Source organism: Fictibacillus sp. EA-CB0309 (assembly GCF_055814265.1).
In genome coordinates, this window is record NZ_CP169271.1 from 2,549,937 (window position 1) to 2,571,832 (window position 21,896).

Here is a 21,896-nt window from a genome sequence, read left to right on the forward strand (position 1 = left end):
TGAATATAAGCAACAATTCTTTAGAAAACAGCCAATAAAAAAGAGAGGTAGATAAATTTTAAACTACACTCTTTTTTGACTCTTGGCATTATTTTTTGCTTTTGAGTGGTTGGTTTCTCACCAACTCAGCCTATTTATAAATTGTTAGGATTGTACCCCAGCTTTTTAAAATCATCAGCATATAAATTTTTTACAATCGCGATCGTCTCATTATCATAAAAATTCTCGTATGATGGAATGTCTTTTAATAGAAAGGGCTTCATGTTTATGTTTGCATAGGAGTTTGTCACTTCTAAGTTCATTCTTTGACTATTATGATGATTTGATGAAGACATTTGATTTAGCGGGGCTGTTTTAAGACCAAACATCTTTTCTAAGGATCTAAGTTCTTCTGTGAAATTTTCCAATTTTAAATAGTGATCGATGATAAGTTCTTCACCATCACTGTATTGTTGAGAGATATGGGGATTTATTTTATTTCTTTTTACTCCAATTGCTCGAATTCGGTATAAAAATTGTTTAAAAGAAATACCTTCTGGTTTTCCTGGAGCAATTTGTTCCAATAAAGAAGGAACTGCTAACACTGCAAAATAAGAACTCACTGCTCTTTTGTATGGATTTCTAACAAGTTTATATGTCGTTTTGTTTCCATGACGCAATTCATTTTTTACGATCGTTGTATAATGTCTTTGTTTTTCAAAAACTTCTTCGCGGTATGCATGAATCCATGTTGAATACCCACTAGCTTGTTCAAGCTGGCCAATTTGAAAGAAAAACCATTTCATTAATGAAGTGCAACCACATTTGGGATTCCAGAACAAAACGATCGGGAAACTGCTATGATATAACGGAATAATAGGATCCATTAAATTTAAAATTACTTCAGTGCGTTTTTTTATCCATATTCATTTCATATATTCACTCCTTATTTATTAGTAGATGAAGGGCTTGTTCTTTTTGCTTGGATTCTAAAAGCCTAAAACCAAAAAATAAAGGATTTGTGCTAGTTCCACAAATCCTTCATATCTTTTGGACAACTTACTTCTAATTTTATTTGTTCACCGGTAAATGGGTGTGTGAAGATCGTTCGTTCACTGTGGAGCGCTTGGCGATTAATGAGGTTCAATCGGCCTCCATACAAATCATCTCCTAAAAGCGGGTGGCCGATCGATGCCATATGAACTCTAATTTGATGAGTTCTTCCCGTCTCCAACTTAAGTCTAACTACTGAAAAATCACGATCAGGATGATAATCTATTTTTTCATAATGAGTGATGGAATGCTGTCCATCTTCCCTAACCATTCTTTCAATGATACTGTCAGGATTTCTTCCAATGGGGGTATCTATTGTACCTTCTAGGTTTTCTATTTTTCCATGTACAAAAGCGATGTAACCTCGTTTAATAGACTTATTAATCTGTTGCTTTGACATAAGAGAATGAGCAAAGCGGTGTTTAGCTATTAAAACAATTCCTGAGGTGTCCTTATCTAAACGATTTACAGCATGAAACGTACCCGGTATTCCTTTTTCTTGATAGTAAAATAACACTGCTGCAGCAAGTGATCCTTTTGGTTGGTACAGAGACGGAATCGTTGGCATACCAGCAAGTTTATTTACCACTAAAAAATGTTCATCCTCGTATACGATGTTAATTGAAATATTCTCTGCTTCCATAGTTTCACTTTTCGTCTCAGGTGGAAAACAGACAGTTACTTCATCTCCGCTATTTAAGAGCGTTCTTACCGTTACTTCTTCTTTATTCACAAAAAGAGCGCCGCCGTGAAACTTAATATCGGTCAGCGCTGCTTTCGAAATTTCTTTCGTTTTTAGATAGTCTCGTAAAAGAACGGGAGCCTCTTTTTCTTCAACAGTCCAAGTGATTTTAAAATTTTCCATATTAATCTCCAACAAATGACTCTTTCACTCTTTTCCAAAAAGGAAATGGCCGAAACCTAGCAAATCGAATTTTCTCTTCTGCGACCCTGTACTGAATCGACTTTACTTTTTTCTGAACTAAAAATCGATGGTCGATCGTAATATGAAAATCCACATCGTTCACAGGTTTCAAAATACACGTATGATGCTGCGGCAGTACGAGCGGCGAACCTATCGTTCGGAATACACGGTTGTTTATTGAAGCCATCTCTGATAGTTGAATGGATGCCAAAGAAGGATGAATAATAGCCCCGCCGAGTGCCTTATTGTAAGCGGTACTTCCAGATGGTGTTGAAATACACAACCCATCTCCACGGAACGTTTCGAATCTCTCCCTTTAATCTCAACGTCCATTACGAGAGATCCTTCAACACTTTTTACTGTACATTCATTAACAGCTAGATATCTTTTCTCATCAATTCCATCTATATATCTAACTGTTACTTCTAAAAGTGGATATTCTACGATTTGAAAAGGTGTCTTGGCGATATGTATAACGAGCTTTTCCACCTCTTCAGGGAGCCAATCAGCGAAAAAACCTAAATGACCTGTATGAACACCAACAAATGCAGTTTGATCAATTCTATGCACATAATGATGAAAAGCATGAAGTAATGTTCCGTCACCACCTACTGTTATGACGATTTCAGGTTCTTTTTCTTCATAGACTAGCTCGAATTCTTCCAAATATGAACGGATTTTTCCCGTTAGAATATTGGATTTGCTATCGCCTTTTGATATGATGGCAAATTTCATTCTCTCTCCATCCTTTATGATTCTAGATTGGTTTCATTGGAATTATCATTTCGCTCTAAAAACACGAGCTGTGCCTCTTGAATTTCCCCTTTGATCTGAGACATTTCTTCGTCCAGACGATTTGCCGCTTCAGCAGCTCTTTGCAGACGCTGACGAATATCTTCAGGAATTTGCCCTTGATACTTATAATTCATAGAGTGTTCGATTGTTGCCCAAAAATTCATAGCAAGCGTACGTACTTGAACTTCAACGAGAATCTTCTTTTCTCCATCTAAAACTTGAACAGGATACTCGATGACAAGGTGATATGATCGATAGCCACTTGGTTTTTTGTGCGTGATATAATCTCTTTCTTCTACAATCGTAAAATCATTACGCTGACGAAGAAGATTAATGACTGTTTTGATATCATCTGTAAACTGACACATGATTCGAAGACCTGCTAAATCTTGAATTTCCTTCTCAAGATGGTTATCCGGAATATTCTTTTGATAAGCTTTGTTCACGATCGACTTGATGGGTTTCACTCTTCCTGTAACAAACTCAATCGGACAATGCTGATTTGATTTTTCGAATTGTTCCCGGATCCCGCGAAACTTTATCTTCAGTTCATCTACAGCTTGCTTGTAAGGAATTAATAGTGCTTCCCAGTCCATGCTCATTGCGCTTCTTCCTCAGTTCCAAAAACCTTTATCACTTCATTCTCCATTTGTTGCCCATAGTTTGCGTTACCTTGTATGTTATCAGTTAAAAATTCCATTTCTCTAGAGAAAGCAGATAGTTCGAGCTCTTCTCCTTTTTCATTTTGAACAACGAAATCAGCTTCTTTTTGCAGACCGTTTTTCAGTTCATTCCAGTGATTATTATCGATTGAGATATAAATAAATCCTTCTTCGCTCTCAAGTACATAAATGAATGCTAAACCATCAGAATCTACTAGCATTCTTTCGCTGTCTTTCCATTTTGATAATTCTTTGCTGAATTCACTTTGTACAAGCAGTATTAGTTTATTTTCTTTCCATGCAGTTGACTGCACATTCATTCGTAGTGGCATCATGTTAAAACCTCCTGTTTCTTCCCTATTAGTGTAACACAAAATAGAAATTTATTAAGAAATTGAGAAGCAAGAATCGCTATGAGATAATGAGTTTGATTTACCTTTTGCTGGTCGGGACTGAACGAGCCACTTCCACTTTTCGGACTGCCCGCCTGTACCGCAGGACAAGGAAGGCTTCGGCAGCGTCGCATCGCACGAAGAAAATGTGCTTTTCATTTTCGAGGAGTCTCACACCCTACACTCCAATCAACATGTCAATGAAGTAACTAACAAAATAACTCATAACAAACATCTTTAAGATTAGAGCCAATATTAAAGGAATCTAGGGGGATAAATAATGTCTCAAGAAATAGAAATTGAATTTAAAAACTTGCTAACGCAGGAAGAGTTTTTAAGGCTCATTCATGAGTTTGTGGTCAACGAGAATGATTTTAATAAACAAACCAATTATTATTTCGATACTGAGGATTTTAAGCTGAAACAGCATAAAAGTGCCTTACGAGTACGTATGAAGAAAGAGGGATACACACTTACGTTAAAACAGCAGTTTGAAGAACATATTTTAGAAACTCATCAGAAACTTTCCAAAGATATTTTTGACGGTTTGTTAAAAGGGAAAACTCTGCCTGATGGTGCTGTATCCGATGTTATTAAGAATTTAGGTATCAATGTATCCCAGATTACATTTTTAGGAGAGCTCACAACATTTCGCGCAGAGTTTCCTTACAAAGACGGACTGCTGGTTTTAGATGAAAATCACTATTTAGGTAAAATCGACTATGAAATTGAGTATGAATCTGCCGATTATAAGGTTGGACTGAAAAATTTTAATGATTTGTTAGACGAAAAGGAAATACCAGACCGTGTTACAGAAAGCAAGATTGCTCGTTTCTTTTCCGAAAGTAACAGAAGCACTAAAGGTTAAGCGTCATTTCAGCATTAATTGTCTAGCTTCAATGACCAGTCCCTCGAGGTCACATTCTCCCCTTCCCTAGATACAAATACCGTATCTTGGTCAGGTGATTATGTGCTGGTCGGGACTAAACGGTCATTTCAGCATTTCAAATTAAGGAGGATTTTCCTTGAATATCCAATCATATAAGGCACTTATGGAAATACAGGCATTGCAGCAGTTGAACGTTAACCCTGCGTCTGCCCCGTCTGCATCAGGATCTCTCCAATCCAATGAAAGCCCTTTTGCTGCTTTGTTACAGGAAGTATTTTCGAAGGCAGGATTGAATAATAACTCAACCGAGCTGCAAAACAATAGTACTTACACAAACTCTAGATTACCGTTCGGAGCAAATGTTTCATTTTCACAGCCTGAACCATCTTCTTTCGCCGTTTCAAGCTTTTCATCAGAGAAATTAAATATACCGTCAAAAAATTTGGATGAACTGATCCAAAAAACAGCAGGTAAGTTTGGAGTCGACCCTAACTTAATTAGATCAGTGATTAAGCATGAATCCAATTTCAAACCTACTGCACAAAGTCATGCAGGTGCACAAGGTCTGATGCAACTAATGCCAGCAACTGCAAAATCTCTTGGTGTTACAAACCCTTTCGATCCGGTACAGAACATTGAAGCAGGGACAAAGTACCTAAAGATGATGCTAGATAAATATGATGGCAACAAGCAGCTTGCTCTTGCGGCTTATAATGCTGGCCCTGGAAACGTTGAAAAATACAATGGCATTCCGCCTTTTAAAGAGACGATTGCCTATGTAAAGAAAATAATGAATACGTATCAAACGTTCGTTTAGCCCTCAAACATTTGAGGGTTTTTTAATTACACTTTAAGTTGTCGTACACTCTTAGACATTCATATTGTTTGCTTACTCTTCATGAACCTTGCTACAATAAAATTACAAATTGACGCAAGGAGCTTTTGCACCATGTTTGACGAAACAAAAACACCATACGATCTTTTAGGAGAAAGAGAAGGCATCAAGAAGCTTGTGACCACTTTTTATAGCTTGGTCGGACAAGATTCTTTGCTGTCCCCACTTTTTCCTGACGACCTTACGGAGACTGCTTATAAACAAACTCAATTTCTAAGTCAGTTTTTTGGCGGACCTCCACTATATACGGAGGAACATGGACATCCTATGCTCAAGATGCGTCATATGCCGTTTCCTATTACAAATTCGCATGCAAAAGCTTGGCTTGCGTGTATGGAACGAGCGATGGCGATTCATAAGCTAGAGCCTGAATTACAAAACTTTTTGTTAAGCCGATTAAAAATGACTGCTTACCATATGGTTAATACTGAGGATTCAGAAAGGGGCGAGAATGCTGACACTGTATAATTCCAATTCCTTTTACGACGATCTAGAGAACAATAAAAACCATGCCTGTCAAAAGCCATTGGAAATCTATTCTGTCATCGATCCGCTATGCCCAGAATGCTGGTCATTAGAGCCTGTTCTAAAAAAATTACAAGTTCAATACGGTAAATATTTTACATTACGCCATTTTGTTAGCGGCAGCCTGGAATCACTTAATACGTATGTACCTCGAAAAAAAGGAATAAACAGCGCTGAACAGATTGCTGAAAAGTGGGAAAAAACAGCTTCTCTTTCCGGAATGAGTTGTGATGGAGATGTGTGGCTGGAAAACCCAATCTCTGCTCCACACAAGGCAACACTAGCAATAAAAGCTGCAGAGCTACAAGGAAAGCAACAGGGAATGAAGTTTTTAAGAAAACTAAGGGAAAATCTATTTTTAAACAAACAAAACATCGGAAACGATGAGGTTTTGTTAGAGATCGCTCGCTCTGTTCATTTGGATGAAGAAGAATTTTTGAGTGATCTGTCATCTGAAGCGACTATAAAAGCACTGCGCTGTGATTTGAAATTTTCTCAGGAGATGGACGTTACACAAATTCCTACGCTCATTGTATTTAACGACAAAACAGATGACGATGGAATTAAAATCTCAGGCTGCTATTCATACGACGTTTATGTAGAAATCCTTAAAGAAATGTCAGGTGTGCCATTGGAGCCTTCTCCTCTTCCTGAACTTGAAGAATTTCTTTCCATGTATTCATTTGTTGCAACTAAGGAAGTTTCTGTGGTTTATCAAATTAGTTGTGAAGAAGCAGAAAAGAGATTAAAACGTCTTGTATTGCAGCAAAAAGTAGAACGAGTCCCAGTAAAATACGGTACATTTTGGAGATACGTCCCAACCCGCTGAATCGTTGAAGCGGGTTTTTTTATGGATTTCAAAAAAGTCATTAAGGACGTGCTTGCATATCCTCCCTTCCCATGAATAAACATGTACAAAGGAGGGAGAAATCACATGTATTTGATTATGATTATCGTAAGCCTTATTTCATTAGCAGGGAGTTTTTATTTTTTTGTGCTCTCTCTATTAAATATGGCACCAAAACTTCTTGCTGTACCGAGCCTCTTTATCGCGGTACTCTTAACAACTCTTTGCTATAACTATCGATCAAAACTTAGACGAATCGGATAAAACAACATAACAAAATCCTGCCCGGTTATACGGACAGGATTTTTGTGCTTATTTTTCAAAAAGCAGCTCTTCCATCTCATCAAGAATAGATTCAAATACTTTTAGAGCATTTTCGATCGGCTCAGGAGTTGTCATATCAACTCCAGCTTTTTTCAACACTTCGATTGGATAATCAGAACTTCCAGCTTTCAAGAAATCGAGATAACGATCCACAGCAGGCTTTCCTTCTTCTAAGATTTGTTTTGATAAGGAAGCTGCAGCACTGAAGCCAGTAGCATATTGGTACACATAGAAATTGTAGTAGAAGTGAGGAATTCTTGCCCACTCTAATCCAATCTCCTTATCAATTACTAAATCTTCCCCGAAATATTTAACATTAAGGTCGTAATAGATCTTCGTTAATAGTTCAGGTGTTAGTGGCTCTCCGTTAGCTGCACGAACATGTATTTCTTGTTCGAACTCTGCAAACATAGTCTGACGGAAAACGGTTCCTCTGAAGCCTTCTAAGTGATGGTTCAACAAGTATAATTTTTCTTTTTTGTCAGATGTCTTTTCCAGCATGTAATGATTCAATAATGCTTCGTTGCAAGTAGATGCCACTTCTGCAACGAAAATTGAATAATCCGCATACGGATACGGCTGACTTTCTCGTGTATAGTAACTATGAACCGAGTGGCCGATCTCATGTGTTAATGTAAATAAGTTGTTCACGTTATCTTGCCAGTTCATTAAAATGTATGGCATTGTACCATAGGCACCTGAAGAATACGCTCCGCTTCTTTTGCCTGCATTCTCATGTACATCGATCCAGCGCTTCTCATAGCCTTCTTTTACGATTGTTTTATACTCTTCTCCCATTGGATCCAAGCTGTCCAATACAAGCTGCTGTGCTTCTTTAAAGCTTACTTCCATCTTTGCGTCTTTCACAAGTGGCGTGTAGAGATCGTACATGTGAAGCTCATCAAGACCAAGAGCTTTTTTACGAAGACGCACATAGCGATGCAATAAACCTAAATTATCATTCACGGTTTTTACTAAGTTATCATAAACAGCTTCTGGAATATTGTTATTGTTCAGAGCAGCTTCACGAGCTGAACTGAACTTTCTTGTTTTTGCGAAGAAGTTGTCGCGTTTAACCGTTCCGGCAAGCGTGCTCGCAAACGTGTTTTTGTAGGAGTCATATGTCCCATAAACAGCTTTGAAGGCATCTTCTCTTACTCTGCGGTCAGAGCTTTCCAGGAAACGGATGTAACGGCCGTGTGTTACCTCAATCTCTTCCCCGTTTTCATCTTTAATTACAGGAAATTTAAGATCGGCGTTATTAAGCATACCGAATGTATTGCTTGAAGTATTGGCTACTTCTCTCACGTCCGCCAGCAGGGCTTCTTCTTCTTTAGAAAGCACATGCGGACGCTGACGGTTAATCTCATCTAAAGCGTGTTTATAGAGCTTTAATGGCTCATAGCTTTGTAAAAATTGAATCAATGCTTCTTCTGATAGAGATAGGATCTCAGGAACAGCGAATGATACGGTACTGCTAACTTGTGTAGCAAGGTTAGAAGCACGGTCGTTCAATCCTTGGTATAAAGAATTTGTTGTATCCTGATCGTATCTCATATGAGCGTATGTATAAAGTTTACCAAGCTTTTTGGTTACTTCGTCTTGTTTTTGTAAATAAGAGTATAATGTTTCAGCTGATTCTCCAAGTTTTCCTTGGAACGATTTCAATTCTGGCAAAAGTTCTTTTGTTTCATTAAATTCTTTTTCCCATACGTCGTCAGACGCATATATTGCTTCTAAATCCCATGTATCTTCTACAGGTACTTCATTACGTTTAGGCAATGATTTTGTTTTTGTTTGAGACATACATACACCTCCAGGTAAATTAAAGAGAATAGTAATTACACTTTCTCCTTATGTATATCTACATATTACCAGAAAATGCTTATACAAAGTCAAAAATTACGTCTTTTCACTGAAAATTTTGTCTAGTTTAAATGCTTCTTCAACTGTTTTTGGATCTGGAATTTTTCGTATTTTTTTATAAGTCTCTTCTGTTACCTGCTCCAGAAATTTATGTTTTTCTAAAAAAAGAAGATAACCTCTGATTGCATTCTTCCAAGATTCATTGATATATGGGAATTCTCTTAACTGTAAAATTCTTTTTGAAGCAACCTTTCAAACTCTTGCTCAATGAAGTTAATTGAGAACAGTGAAACAGGCAGTTTTTCAATAAAAAATAGAAGATAGGTTTGCCACAAATAGGGAGACGTTTCGAAATGATAATAACTATTGGAAGGAACACCCGCAACAGGTGAAAATAAGGTTAAGGAGCGGTTATTAAAATATAAAATTTTTTTAATATACATAACAGATGGAGAGGTATTTTTAAATGCAGTCATCCTCCATGTTGTTTTTTGTTTCATCCATAACTCTTTATGATGTGAACGTTCATCACCGTTAAAGGCTTTTGATAACCAATGAAAATGTTTGAAAGTCCTAGAGGAAAACCGGTACGAAATAGCAGCTGCTTTTCTTTGCGAAAGAGGTAGGATGTTTCTAAGGAGCACGAACTGATTTTGCAGAGGACAATAGTAATTAAGATAAAGATTTCCTTCGTTGTCTTTCTTTGCAGCAGAAAAATCAGTACTTTGAATAAAATGAAGATCGTTTCCTTTATGCGTTAATCGTTTCAATCCAAAAATCCAATCCGACTGAACGTTAAGTGACTGATAACCTAAGATACGACTCCTCAACTGATCTTGGCTAATAGTCGCACATTGAAACTCAATCGCATAGTTATGCTTTGGAAGAAACAAATCAGGGCGCTGAGCAATATCGCGTAAAAAATATTCAACAATTGGCTCTTCGGATGATTCTATCAGCCATTTGTACAGCCCCTTTTTTCCAAGTAAATGATAGTTGGTTTCAGCTTCATGAAAACCTGCACATTCCTCATATGATTGATGTGCAAAATGCCATGTCTTTTTTGTTCCGCATTTCGGTATAACTTTACATTGGCATACGGGACATAACAGCTTTCCCTCTTTTGTTTTAGAAACCCATTCCTCCTTCGTTGTATCTCCCACCATATCAACAAACTGATTTTTATATAGAGCAACTAACAAACTACTCACCTCTTTGTCACTTTCTTACCATGATGAAAGAAGAAGGGATAAATATCATTTTCTTGTATGCTCAATTTAGCGTTGATAAAGTGCTGATTTTTGTAAAAACACTTAATAGAAAAAACAAAAACCGATTTCAATGAATCTGAAATCGGCTATATCTTATAATTTAAAATATTTTTGTACGTGTTCTAGAGCACCATCAGAAACGATCGTTTTGCCATATTCTTGTACGCGGTATACGGATAAATCTGAATCGTTACCGTATTCCAAGAGTTGAGCTAATAAATCATCTTGTTCACGATCTGACGTTTCCACATTGAATGTCACATACAAATAATATTTACCCTCGAAGTGAAACAGCGCATTTTCAAAGGACGATGAATCGATGGTATGACTTAAAGAGATTACATCTTCAAAGTCTCCAAAAGAAATTAAGAATGACAGGTAATCTTCCTCTGTTTCTTCTAATTCATCAAATTCCTCTTCTGATTGAAACTGTTGATCTAATATTTGTTCGATATTTTGATCAACAGGCAAATCCAATTTATCTTCGCCAATTGGCAGCTCAATTTTTTTACCGTCTTTAGACATTTGAGCACGAGTTACAATAATTTCAAGACCTTTATCCAGAGCCTGTACTTGAATCCACAGAGGACCTTCTAATGGAAACTGCTCTTGCTGATGTGCTTCGTCCATCATTTCCCAAAAGAGTTCTTCTCCTCTTTCGCGATCAGACCATATTTCTTCACGGTCGAAACCGCGATCTTCAATATCTCTGTACGTAATGAAAAATTTAATGGTGAACTCATTCACTCTTTCAATTTCCATTCTGCTTCTCTCCCTTCTCTCCGGTTTGTTCGTGAAGGGATAAATACCCCTAGAAAAAAGCAAATCTTATTTCCTTTTATCTCCGTCGAAAAAAACATCAATCACAATTAAACCTCTTGTACCTTATTCTATGACAAAACGGAAAATATGGAAATAAAAAAGGCCTGTATAAACTGCCCTTTTTTGCCCCTAATCAGATGATGAATTTCAAGCTCTCAACTTGACTCAGATGACCAAGCTAGACTATAATTCAAAGGTCTTTAAGGTTAACATATTGTACCATAATTCATCTGAAATTTCATTACATACGGGGGGTTTACGTTTGGAAACAGAATTTCTGATATCACTGTTGCAAATCATAGCAATTGATATCCTTCTCGGCGGAGACAACGCAATTGTAATTGCCCTTGCCAGCAGAAATTTACCAGAGACTCAAAGAAATAAAGCGATATTCTTAGGAACTGGACTTGCTATTGTTGTACGCGTAGTACTAACCATTGTAGCTGTTTACTTGTTAAATATTCCTTACTTATATCTTGCAGGAGGAATTTTGCTGTTAATCATTGCTTACAAGCTTATTTTAGAAGAAGATGAAGAGCTTGATGTAAAAGCAGGCAAAAACTTATCTGATGCTGTAAAGACAATCGTATTTGCTGACATTGCTATGGGACTAGATAACGTACTAGCAGTTGCTGGTGCTGCACATGGAAATATTGTTTTAGTTGTAATTGGTCTATTAGTATCTGTACCCATTATTATATGGGGAAGTAAAATAATATTGCACTTTATGGAACGTTTCCCGATATTAATTTACATTGGGGCTGGTGTACTGGCATTTACTTCAGCTGGTATGATCGTTGAAGAACGTATGATTCATTCCTTTTTGAAGGTAACGATGTGCTGAAATACGGTTTATATGTATTTTTAGTTGTAGGTGTCATAATGGCTGGAGTCCTTACAAATACATTTAAAAAGAAACGTGCAAAATAACTGAAAAGAAGTCCTGTAAACTTTACAGGACTTCTTTTCAACTTATATCTATATATCTATATATATAAATAGATAAAAAAACTTCCGCTTAAAGTGAGCGGAAGTTTCTTTATTTATTCATTTACAAGACGCTGTGCTTCCATAAGCTGAAACGTGCGTACTCGTCTTGGTAAGAAGCGACGAATTTCATCTTCGTTATAACCAACTTGCAAACGTTTTTCATCAAGGATAATTGGTCTACGCAATAACCCAGGATGGTCTGCAATCAATTGGTATAAATCTTGCAAAGGCATGGATTCAAGATTAATGTCAAGTTCCTGGAATGTCTTAGAACGAGTAGAGATAATTTCGTCTGTACCGTCCTCTGTCATTCTCAAGATTTGCTTAACTTCTTCTATTGATAAAGGTTCTGAAAAATATTTCTTTCTTGATAAGGAATGTCATTCTCTTTTAACCATGCTTTTGCTTTACGGCATGATGTACAGCTCGGCGAAGTAAATAGTGTGACCATAGTGGATCTCTCCTTCCCCTCTCTCTGATTTAGGTACTTTAAAAAAGTTATTAAATCATCATTCATAGTATACTACACATTTTACATTTTCGGTAGAGGTTATACAGACTTTTGTACATTTTTACGAATTTGTCATACAAATGTAATACATCTACAACTTGTCTTCCATAACATGACCGTATCTACATATATATAGACGTATTACCCAAGAATAAGTTTCATAAAACATAAAAAATAAAAGAGTGGAAAAAAACCACTCTTTTTTATGCAATAGTTTTCTTAACTTGAGATGCAGGGCCTTTTCTTGCGAGGTTTGGCTTTAAATTCTTAAGATTCTTCTTAAGCAATTCTTTCAATAGCTCGCGCTTCGTTTTTTCTTTTTGTCTTTTTGTTTCATAACGCTAATCCTCCTTTAAAAAGGAAAATAGTAAAACTACTCGGTAGCGGGTTTTTCTGATGAATCAGAAGTCTCATCGTCAATCTGTTTTGGCTTAGGAACCGCATTGCCTTGATCGAGTGTCAGCACTTCACTTGCGGGCTGATAAGACTTCCCGTACAACTCACTATCTTTGTACGTGTGTATTTCATTATACGTCTTTTTCATGTTTTCATAAATAGTTTCTTCAGATTCTTCTGTTGGTGACCAATATAGAATTTCCATTTCATTTATTTCATTTGTTGCTAATGAACGTCTTCTATATCCAATACTTGAAGCATGTTCAAATCCTTCTCGCGTATAAAAACGAAGTCGCTTCTCAGTGTCAGTGTCTTCATAGTCAACAGGCTCAACTTCCAAAATGATCGGTTTTCCTTTTGCCTTCAGTTTTTCAATAAGTTTATGCCCAAGGCCTTGTCCACGAGCGTCCTTTGAAACAAACAGGTAATCAATAAAGACAAAGTCAGAAAGCTCGATGTACATCAAAACGTGATGTTTACCTTCATCCTTATGGTAAATGTCGCTTTTCTCTTGCAGCAAAAGTTCCATGTGTTCTCTTGATTTCATCTCTTCAACCGGAAAATATTGATTTAACTTCTCATACCAATTCATTGTTTCCCCATCAGCTCCTTTAATTGTGGTGATTAATTATAGTTTTCCCTCTTTCTTCCTTTGTTATCATGAGATACAATAAAGAAAGAAGTATGTGGTGAACTCGTTGTTATAAGGAGGAGTCCTCATTTGATTTCATTTTTTACCGATTTAACGTTATTAGCTTTGTGTGTGGTTGGTATTACAGCACTGATGGGAAGCATTTCCCAATTCATCGCGGTAAAATTGTTCGGCGGTAAAAAAGTTTCACATTTTGTGGATAAATCGAAGTCTTTTCAAGAAAATTGGAGTCCTGTAAAAAGAAGATAAAATGCGAACAACCCGTGAATTTTGGGTTGTTTTTTTACATTTTAAGTACGAACTGCTTTATAATACAAGGGTAGCATACATAATAGAGGTGTACAAATGCATAGAAACCTTAGAACATTTATTAATCAATTAAGATCAGAAGAAGAAATAATTGAAATTCATGCAGAAGTTGACCCGTATTTAGAAATTCCAGAGATCCATAGACGCGTTATCGCTGAAGAGGGTCCTGCACTTCTTTTTACAAATGTAAAGGAAAAAACATACCGGTAGTAACTAATCTGTTCGGTACTATTAATCGTGTAGATATGGCTTTTGGTCCAAAGCCGGAGCAATTAGTCAAGGAGTTAGTAGGATCAATCGATGAATTAATGCCTCCTTCCCCTTCTGTTTTATGGAAGAAGAAAGGCATGATCAAAGATGTATTATCTCTTGGTACAAAAACAGTAGGAAAAAATAAAGCACCATTATTAGAAACGTTTACTACGAACGTAAACATGAAGGATCTGCCTGCGTTAACAGGATGGCATTTAGATAGCAATCCATTTGTTACTCTTCCACTTGTTTATACAGAACATCCCGACAAGCATGAGCATAACCTAGGTATGTACAGAATTGAGATCAAGGAAGAAAACAAAACCGGTATCCACTGGCAGATTCATAAAGGCGGAGGTTTTCACCATTATGCAGCAGAACAAAAGAACGAAGCCCTTCCTGTAACACTGTTCCTAGGCGGGCCACCTTCGTTAATGATTTCTGCAATTGCGCCACTGCCAGAAGCAGTTCCTGAACTTATGTTTTCATCCATGCTAATGGGTGAAAAGTTAAGTCTTGCACATGTTGACGGGCATCCGCATCCATTAATCGCAGAAGCTGAGTTTGCGTTTGGTGGCGTTGTACCACCACATGTGAGAGAACCAGAAGGACCATTTGGTGATCATTACGGCTATTACTCATGGGCACATGATTTCCCTGTATTTAACGTGGATAAAATGTGGAAACGAAAAGATGCTATCTATCCTGCTACAGTGGTAGGAAAACCAAAACAAGAAGACTATTTTATTGGGGAGTATTTGCAGCGTTTGATGAGCCCGTTGTTCCCTGTTGTCATGAACGGTGTCCGTGATTTATGGACTTATGCTGAAACCGGATTCCACGCACTTGCTGGAGCTGTTGTACGTGAATCATATTATAAAGAAGGATTAGCACATGCTTTCCGTATTATGGGTGAAGGTCAGCTTACGTTAACGAAGTTCTTAATGGTAACGAATAAGCCTGTAAATCTTCAAAACTTTGCAGAACTAGCTGAAGGTGTCTTAGAGAGGTTCCTGCCTGAACGTGATTTATTAATCATTCATGATACCTCAATGGATACACTTGATTATACAGGACGAAAATTCAATACTGGATCTAAAGCCATCATGACAGGACTCGGTGAACCAGTTCGTGAATTAAAACGAACATATGAAGGCGGAACTATTTCTGGAATAGATAACGTAGGCGTATTTTGTGGTGGATGCTTAACAGTAAGCGGTCCATCATTTGACAAGGCACCTGATTTTGCAGAACATTTACTCGCAAACAGCCATGATTGTTTTAAGGAATGGCCTCTAGTATTTCTTGTAGATGATGCTTCCATTGCAGCAACACAAGCTGAATTTTTATGGACAACCTTTACCCGATTTGATCCTGCTTATGATGTGTATGCAAAGAGTACGATTGACCGCAATCGAATTAAATATGAAGGTACCATTATTATTGATGCGAGAATGAAACCATTCTATCCAGATGTGGTGGAAACGAGAGAAGATATCGATAAATTGGTTACTGATCGTTGGGATGAGTACTTTAAAAAATAATCATCAATTCCAAAATAAAATTAAAAGTTTGTTTTCATAACTTTGTTGTTAGTGGAAGTGGTTGATTTCCGTTTCACGTGCTCGCTTTCCGCGGGGCAGGCGGTGAGCCACATTCTTAACGTTTCACTTTTAAGTGTCTCACCTGCCCGCCTGTCCTAGCCGAGAGTCTCCCACCATCCACTCCAATCAACTTGTCATTGAAGAGAATGAACAAAATGAAATAAGCAACAATCTTTTAGAAAAGAGCTAAATACAAAAAAGAAGCGTCTAATCGCTTCTTTTTTGTATTTTTAAGTTGATAATTTGTCCGATCGGTGTTAATGTATATAACAATATACATTTTTACAGTAAGGAGAAACCTTATGCGAAATATTTCATTACTTGATTTATATAAACACCCGCATGTACAGAAATATGTAAAGCGTTCTGGAATGGTTCATGCCATTTCTACTGCTTACCATGCCTACCGATTAGCCCTTAAAACTGGTGTTGATCCGGATCTAGCAACAAAGGCTGCTTTTCTTCATGATATCGGTCACTATACATGGTATAAGAACGGACACTGGGATTACGACATGTATAAAGAAAACGACATTCATGCTATTAAAGGAGCAGAACGTGCACACCGAATATTAGTATCTTTGGGTGAAGACCGTAAAAACGCTAAAGAAATTGCTCTCGCGATTTTATTGCACACCGATTCCTATTTGCCTGCAGGCTCATTAAACTTAAATCCCTTGCAACAAGTAGTTGCTTTAGCAGATGAAGCGGACGAAGAACCAGGCGGAAGCCACCACTATCGTACGATTAGTGATATGAAAGCGATAACCATGATCAAAAAATTAGATGAAATGGTAGATGAGTATCATGAAGAAGAAAAAGTAAAACACTCTGTTTCCTAAGAAGGAAAAGAGTGTTTTTAAATTCTTACATATTAGTAGGCTACAAAACCAATTGCTTTTTCGCTTGAATATGTCCCAATCGTGCTTCCAAAACGAGTATAGATTACTTTTGGAAAACTAGATAACGAAAACAATTCTTCAAATTCTTTTTTCACTTCGTCAGTTGAAGAAAAACTGTGAATTAAGTAAAGAGCTTTATCAGGATTTTCCTCTTTCCATTCGGAAATAATATCTTTCATTTTAGAAAGTCCTTTTTTACTTCCTCTAAACTTTCCGATCGTCTCTACAACTCCATCAACTATAGAAATCATCGGCTTAATATTTAGCATACCTGCAATAGCACCTTGAACGGCAGAAATTCTCCCGCCTTTTTTAAGGTTTTCTAATGTTTCCAAAAGAACGTATGCTTTTATGCCTGATTTTGTTTTATTAAGCTGATTCACAATGTCAGTCAATGATTTACCTTCTTGAGACATTTCAATTGCTTCATTTAATAAAATCTGCACGCCTCCCGAAGCAATACCCGAATCAATGATCGTTACTCTTTCTTGTTCATCTTCTTTCAGCATGCTTTTTCCAATAGTGGCACTTTGAACTGTTCCACTCAGATTAGATGAAATACCAATGTATAGGACGTCATTGCCTTTATCAACTTCTTTTTGAAACGCTTCATAAAAGGATTGTGGAGAAGGCTGGCTTGTTTTTGGTAATTCCGGTTCAATGGACATCCGTCTATAAAATTCATCTTCAGATATGTTAACACCATCTAAATAATGGTCTTCACCAAACTGAACATTTAATGGAACGACCGTTAATGGGTATTCCAGTTTATCACGATTTATTTTAAGGTCACTTGCGCTGTCAACTATAAAACTAAGGTTCATATTGTTCTACCCCATTTCTGCTTCTGGTTCAATTATTAGGGATGTGCAAAGAATTTCATAGGACTTTGTATACGCTTTACACACTTGTTTTAGTTTAACATAAAAAACAGCCTCCTGTAAGGAAGGAGACCGTTTTAAATGTGTTAATTATTTTGTTTAACAGCTTCCTCGTCATAAAGGTGACAAGCTACCCAATGTCCTTCTCTAGCTTCTTGCCATTTCGGCTTAACAGCAGCACATACATCCATTGCGTGCGGGCAACGTGTACGGAATCTGCATCCGCTAGGAGGATTGATCGGACTTGGTACATCACCTTCAAGTATGATACGCTCACGGCTTCTTTCTAATTCAGGATCCGGAACTGGAATCGCTGATAAGAGAGCTTGCGTGTAAGGATGTAGCGGCTCTTCGTAAAGCTCATCACTTGAAGTAAGCTCAACGATGTTACCTAGGTACATTACACCAACACGATCAGAAATATGTTTAACCATTGATAGATCATGGGCAATAAATAGGTATGTGAGTCCGCGCTCTTTTTGAAGTTCCATCATCAAGTTTACAACTTGAGCTTGGATGGAAACGTCAAGAGCTGATATTGGCTCATCGGCAATGATAAAGTCTGGATCTACTGCTAGCGCACGCGCGATTCCGATACGCTGACGCTGACCACCTGAGAATTCATGCGGATAGCGATTTGCGTGCTCTTTGTTCAAACCAACTGTTTCAAGAAGTTCGTAAACACGGTTATCACGATCCTTCTTTGTTTTCGCCAGTCCATGAATATCAATACCTTCAGCAATGATATCCTTAACTGTCATACGCGGGTTTAATGATGCGTATGGATCTTGGAAAATCATTTGCATCTTACGGTTAAATTTCTTTAGTTCAGAACGAGATTTTCTTCCATGAACGTCTTCGCCTTCATAAAATACTTCTCCATCTGTTGCATTATAAAGTCTGATAATTGTACGTCCAGTTGTAGATTTACCACAACCAGACTCTCCTACAAGACCAAGTGTTTCACCTTTATAAATGTCAAAAGATACATCATCTACTGCTTGTAGAACACCCTTTTTCCAGCTGGAAAATACTTCTTAAGATTTTTAACTTCAAGCAACTTTTCTCTTTCTACAACTGCCATTATCGAGCACCCCAACTACTGCCGCTTCAGGCGGTTCAACTTTTGGCGCTCGCTCATCTAATAACCAGCAAGCAGCTTTATGCGATGAAGAGACATTCGTCGCTTCTGGCATGTGTTCTACACATACTTCCATCGCATACGGACAACGCGCTGCAAACGGACATCCTTTCGGAGGATTCATTAAGTCCGGCGGTGTTCCTGGTATTGCTAATAACTCTTTTGAATCTGCATTTAATTTTGGCATGGAAGCTAGTAGGCCCCATGTATACGGATGTTTTGGCTTATAGAAGATTTCATCAACCGTACCTGTTTCCACTATCATTCCACCGTACATTACAGCTACTCGCTGAGCAAGGTTTGCAACTACTCCTAAATCATGCGTAATTAGGATAATTGCAGTTCCAGTTTTATCTTGAAGGTCACGCATTAAGTCCAAGATCTGAGCTTGAATTGTAACATCAAGTGCTGTTGTCGGCTCATCTGCAATTAATACTTTAGGATTACATGCTAGTGCAATTGCGATAACAACACGCTGACGCATACCACCTGAGAATTGGTGAGGATATTCTTCAACACGAAGTTCAGGGTTTGGTATTCCTACAAGTTTTAATAGATTGATGGAACGTTCTTTTGCTTCACTTTTACTCATGTTCTGGTGCTTACGCAAGCCTTCCATGATCTGCTTGCCGATTGTCATAGTTGGATTCAATGAAGTCATCGGATCTTGGAAGATCATAGAAATTTCAGCACCGCGAATTTTTTCCATCTCACGTTCAGTTGCTTTAGCTAGATCTTTTCCTTGAAAGCGAATAGCGCCTTCCTTTATTGATCCAATTTTATTTGGCAGCAATCTCATTACTGCTTTAGAAGTAACAGATTTACCTGATCCTGACTCACCTACAATTGCAAGTGATTCACCTTTTTCTAGTGTAAAGCTAACACCGCGAACGGCCTTAACTTCTCCCCCATACGTCTGGAAGGAGACATGTAGGTTATCTAATTCTAATAATTTTTCCATTGATTAATCTCCTTCCTATCTTCTCATTTTTGGATCAAGTGCATCACGTAATCCATCCCCTAGTAAGTTAAAGCTGATCATTAGAATACACATGATCATTGCTGGATAGATAGCTAAATGCGGATAAATTCTCAATGATCTAAAACCATCTGAGATTAATGCTCCAAGTGAAGCTGTCGGTGGCTGGATACCAAGTCCGATAAAGCTTAGAAACGCCTCAAAGAAAATAGCTCCTGGGATTGTAAAAGTACTTGTAATAATAATTGCACCTAATGTATTAGGCAGCAGATGCTTTGTAATTAATCTTCCATTCGTTGATCCAAGCGTTTTGGATGCTAAAACAAATTCGCGATCTTTTAAAGATAGAATCTGTGCACGAACAATTCGAGACATCCCTATCCATCCAGTAATAACTAATGCGAGTGTTATAGAGAGTATACCTGGATCTAAAATAATAATGAACAAGATGATTACTACCAGATTTGGAATACCATATAAAACCTCTACGATACGCTGCATCACATTATCTACTCTTCCGCCATAAAATGCGGATATTCCTCCGTATGCTACACCAACGATTAAATCAATTGTTGCTGCAAGGAATGCGATATATAAAGAAATTTGTGTACCTTTCCATACACGCACCCATTGGTCTCGTCCAAGAGGGTCTGTACCAAACCAGAAGTTTTGGTCCTTTGGCACATTTTTCATTTCATATTGATTGACGCCACGAATGTCAACACCGTCTACTCCTAAGAAACCGATTTTTTCTAATCCAGGAATCTTAGGCGGCAAATTTGCACGCATTAACTCTTGATCATCTATACCATATTTGCTAAATGTAGGAGCTATTAATGAAAAGGCAATGATAAATACAATTGCAAATAAACCAAGCATTGCGGCTTTATTTTTTCTTAGTCTTCTAAACGCATCCTGCCAAAAACTTAAGCTTGGCTTTGTAATTTCTTCACTCTTTCCTGTACCTAGTTGTGCAGGACGAAATAAATCAGGTGTTAGTTTTCGTTCTGACATACTCATTATGATTTACCTCCTGCAACACGAATACGAGGATCGATGACGCCATAAAGGATATCTACTACTAAAATAATGACGATTAGTAGGAAACTATAGAATAATGTTGTACCCATAATTACCGGATAATCATTTAGGTTAATACTCTTTACGAACTGTTCACCAAGACCAGGTATCGCGAAGATGTTTTCAATAACTAAAGTTCCTGTGATAAGTCCAATAGATAAAGGACCAAGTATTGTAATGATAGGAATCATGCTGTTACGGACACAGTGTTTCAAAATTACTGCATTTTTGCTTATACCTTTAGATCTTGCCATCAAAATATAGTCTGTTCCTAATACCTCAAGCATTTCAGTACGCATAAAACGAGCCACTGTTGCAATAACTCCTACGGATAGAGAGAATGCTGGCATGATGTGATACTCTGGACCATTCCAAAAGCTACTGGAAGCCATCCTAACTTAACACCAACGTAATATTGCAAAAGTCCTGCAAAAACGAAGGAAGGTATAGCAATACCGAATACAGCCACGACCATAGCCCCATAATCCACAAGTGAATTATGCTTTAGAGCTGCTGCTATCCCTAGTATTAAACCAATCACTGTACCAAAAAGAAGTGCTTCCATTCCTACAGTAGCCGATGGTCCGATACCGTTCGCGATCATAGAATTAACGGTACGTCCATCAAATTGGAACGTATATCCTAAATCACCCTGTGCCAATTTCCTAGATAATTGATGTATTGAACAGGCACCGGGTCATTTAACCCGTATTTTTCATTAAGTGCAAAGCGCTGGGACTCAGTTAACTTCTCTTGATTGTTAAAAGGAGAACCAGGTAATAATTTCATTAAAAAGAATGTAAGTGTTGCTATGATCAGCAGTGTTAACAACATCGCAAACACACGCTTAGTTATATAACGCAACATTACACACACCTCCCCCAAATGTCTCAAACTTAATGTTCTGAAATCTTTCTGTAATATCTATCTTAAGGGACAAAATATTTTATATCA

The 21,896-nt window shown here is 37.5% G+C and carries 20 protein-coding genes and 5 pseudogenes; 9 read left to right on the plus strand and 16 right to left on the minus strand.

All coding sequences use genetic code 11. The features are described 5' to 3' along the window. Nucleotides 1-134: 134 nt before the first annotated feature. The 5 genes and pseudogenes from ACEWFH_RS14205 to ACEWFH_RS14225 form a co-directional block, all read right to left on the minus strand. Nucleotides 135-866 (minus strand): sulfotransferase family 2 domain-containing protein, encoded by a 732-nt coding sequence (locus tag ACEWFH_RS14205; RefSeq protein ID WP_473724504.1) that lies wholly within the window; start codon nucleotides 864-866, stop codon nucleotides 135-137. A gap of 137 nt (nucleotides 867-1,003) precedes the next feature. Continuing rightward, entirely contained in the window at nucleotides 1,004-1,897 is an 894-nt protein-coding gene (locus tag ACEWFH_RS14210) for an RluA family pseudouridine synthase (protein WP_473724505.1), read from the minus strand. Between the two features lies 1 nt (nucleotide 1,898). After that, nucleotides 1,899-2,692, minus strand: a pseudogene (locus ACEWFH_RS14215) (NAD kinase). A gap of 14 nt (nucleotides 2,693-2,706) precedes the next feature. After that, nucleotides 2,707-3,354 (minus strand): GTP diphosphokinase, encoded by a 648-nt coding sequence (yjbM, locus tag ACEWFH_RS14220; RefSeq protein ID WP_473724506.1) that lies wholly within the window; start codon nucleotides 3,352-3,354, stop codon nucleotides 2,707-2,709. After that, complete coding sequence (locus tag ACEWFH_RS14225) at nucleotides 3,351-3,749, minus strand: UPF0738 family protein (RefSeq protein WP_473724507.1); 399 nt, start codon at nucleotides 3,747-3,749, stop codon at nucleotides 3,351-3,353. Before ACEWFH_RS14225 ends, yjbM begins: the two co-directional genes overlap by 4 nt. A gap of 337 nt (nucleotides 3,750-4,086) precedes the next feature. On the opposite strand from ACEWFH_RS14225, the gene ACEWFH_RS14230 reads away from it, so the two are divergent. The 5 genes from ACEWFH_RS14230 (at nucleotide 4,087) to ACEWFH_RS14250 (ending at nucleotide 7,226) form a co-directional block, all read left to right on the plus strand. Further along, nucleotides 4,087-4,674 (plus strand): CYTH domain-containing protein, encoded by a 588-nt coding sequence (locus tag ACEWFH_RS14230; RefSeq protein ID WP_473724508.1) that lies wholly within the window; start codon nucleotides 4,087-4,089, stop codon nucleotides 4,672-4,674. A gap of 157 nt (nucleotides 4,675-4,831) precedes the next feature. After that, complete coding sequence (locus ACEWFH_RS14235; RefSeq protein ID WP_473724509.1) at nucleotides 4,832-5,512, plus strand: lytic transglycosylase domain-containing protein; 681 nt, start codon at nucleotides 4,832-4,834, stop codon at nucleotides 5,510-5,512. A 132-nt stretch (nucleotides 5,513-5,644) separates the two neighbouring features. Beyond that, nucleotides 5,645-6,058, plus strand: coding sequence for a globin domain-containing protein (locus tag ACEWFH_RS14240; RefSeq protein WP_473724510.1), 414 nt, complete (start codon nucleotides 5,645-5,647; stop codon nucleotides 6,056-6,058). Continuing rightward, nucleotides 6,042-6,944 (plus strand): ClpXP adapter SpxH family protein, encoded by a 903-nt coding sequence (locus ACEWFH_RS14245; RefSeq protein ID WP_473724511.1) that lies wholly within the window; start codon nucleotides 6,042-6,044, stop codon nucleotides 6,942-6,944. The genes ACEWFH_RS14240 and ACEWFH_RS14245 overlap by 17 nt, the downstream gene beginning before the upstream one ends. A 105-nt stretch (nucleotides 6,945-7,049) precedes the next feature. Then, complete coding sequence (locus ACEWFH_RS14250; RefSeq protein WP_473724512.1) at nucleotides 7,050-7,226, plus strand: hypothetical protein; 177 nt, start codon at nucleotides 7,050-7,052, stop codon at nucleotides 7,224-7,226. Between the two features lie 48 nt (nucleotides 7,227-7,274). Here ACEWFH_RS14250 and pepF read toward each other — a convergent pair whose 3' ends face one another. The 4 genes from pepF to mecA all read right to left on the minus strand — a co-directional run bounded on the left by pepF (nucleotide 7,275) and on the right by mecA (nucleotide 11,185). Beyond that, nucleotides 7,275-9,092 carry an oligoendopeptidase F gene (gene pepF / locus ACEWFH_RS14255; RefSeq protein ID WP_473724513.1) on the minus strand — a complete coding sequence of 606 codons (1,818 nt, stop codon included), beginning with the start codon at nucleotides 9,090-9,092 and terminating at the stop codon, nucleotides 7,275-7,277. 96 nt (nucleotides 9,093-9,188) lie between these two features. Continuing rightward, on the minus strand, nucleotides 9,189-9,386 hold the full coding sequence (locus ACEWFH_RS14260) for a hypothetical protein (protein WP_473727309.1): 198 nt from the start codon (nucleotides 9,384-9,386) through the stop codon (nucleotides 9,189-9,191). Continuing rightward, the gene (locus tag ACEWFH_RS14265) at nucleotides 9,374-10,354 is read right to left on the minus strand and encodes a competence protein CoiA (protein WP_473724514.1); all 981 of its coding nucleotides are present in this window, start codon (nucleotides 10,352-10,354) and stop codon (nucleotides 9,374-9,376) included. The genes ACEWFH_RS14260 and ACEWFH_RS14265 overlap by 13 nt, the downstream gene beginning before the upstream one ends. 162 nt (nucleotides 10,355-10,516) lie before the next feature. Beyond that, nucleotides 10,517-11,185: an adaptor protein MecA gene (mecA, locus tag ACEWFH_RS14270; protein WP_473724515.1), complete on the minus strand. Its 669-nt coding sequence runs from the start codon at nucleotides 11,183-11,185 to the stop codon at nucleotides 10,517-10,519. 322 nt (nucleotides 11,186-11,507) lie between these two features. Between mecA and ACEWFH_RS14275 the strand changes: the two genes are divergently transcribed. Then, nucleotides 11,508-12,089 carry a TerC family protein gene (locus ACEWFH_RS14275; RefSeq protein WP_473724516.1) on the plus strand — a complete coding sequence of 194 codons (582 nt, stop codon included), beginning with the start codon at nucleotides 11,508-11,510 and terminating at the stop codon, nucleotides 12,087-12,089. 199 nt (nucleotides 12,090-12,288) lie between these two features. Here the strand turns inward: ACEWFH_RS14275 and spxA are convergent. Then, a pseudogene (gene spxA, locus ACEWFH_RS14280) lies at nucleotides 12,289-12,686 on the minus strand (transcriptional regulator SpxA). 433 nt (nucleotides 12,687-13,119) lie between these two features. Beyond that, nucleotides 13,120-13,734, minus strand: a complete 615-nt coding sequence (locus ACEWFH_RS14285; RefSeq protein ID WP_473724517.1) for a GNAT family N-acetyltransferase — start codon at nucleotides 13,732-13,734, stop codon at nucleotides 13,120-13,122. A gap of 129 nt (nucleotides 13,735-13,863) precedes the next feature. Here ACEWFH_RS14285 and ACEWFH_RS14290 point away from each other — a divergent pair, with 129 nt between their 5' ends. From ACEWFH_RS14290 to ACEWFH_RS14300, 3 genes and pseudogenes are all read left to right on the plus strand, one after another. Next, nucleotides 13,864-14,043, plus strand: a complete 180-nt coding sequence (locus ACEWFH_RS14290; RefSeq protein WP_473724518.1) for a hypothetical protein — start codon at nucleotides 13,864-13,866, stop codon at nucleotides 14,041-14,043. Nucleotides 14,044-14,139: 96 nt separating this feature from the next. Next, nucleotides 14,140-15,899: pseudogene (locus tag ACEWFH_RS14295) on the plus strand (UbiD family decarboxylase). 362 nt (nucleotides 15,900-16,261) lie between these two features. Next, on the plus strand, nucleotides 16,262-16,801 hold the full coding sequence (locus ACEWFH_RS14300) for an HD domain-containing protein (RefSeq protein WP_473724519.1): 540 nt from the start codon (nucleotides 16,262-16,264) through the stop codon (nucleotides 16,799-16,801). A 32-nt stretch (nucleotides 16,802-16,833) separates the two neighbouring features. On the opposite strand, the gene ACEWFH_RS14305 is transcribed toward ACEWFH_RS14300, so the two are convergent. From ACEWFH_RS14305 to opp3b, 5 genes and pseudogenes are all read right to left on the minus strand, one after another. After that, nucleotides 16,834-17,685 carry a DegV family protein gene (locus tag ACEWFH_RS14305; protein WP_473724520.1) on the minus strand — a complete coding sequence of 284 codons (852 nt, stop codon included), beginning with the start codon at nucleotides 17,683-17,685 and terminating at the stop codon, nucleotides 16,834-16,836. Between the two features lie 143 nt (nucleotides 17,686-17,828). Further along, nucleotides 17,829-18,826, minus strand: a pseudogene (locus ACEWFH_RS14310) (ABC transporter ATP-binding protein). Continuing rightward, nucleotides 18,795-19,844 (minus strand): ABC transporter ATP-binding protein, encoded by a 1,050-nt coding sequence (locus ACEWFH_RS14315; RefSeq protein WP_473724521.1) that lies wholly within the window; start codon nucleotides 19,842-19,844, stop codon nucleotides 18,795-18,797. Before ACEWFH_RS14315 ends, ACEWFH_RS14310 begins: the two are co-directional and overlap by 32 nt. Nucleotides 19,845-19,859: 15 nt before the next feature. After that, complete coding sequence (gene opp3C / locus ACEWFH_RS14320) at nucleotides 19,860-20,882, minus strand: oligopeptide ABC transporter permease (protein ID WP_473724522.1); 1,023 nt, start codon at nucleotides 20,880-20,882, stop codon at nucleotides 19,860-19,862. Then, nucleotides 20,882-21,809: pseudogene (gene opp3b, locus ACEWFH_RS14325) on the minus strand (oligopeptide ABC transporter permease). Before opp3b ends, opp3C begins: the two are co-directional and overlap by 1 nt. Between the last annotated feature and the right edge of the window lie 87 nt (nucleotides 21,810-21,896).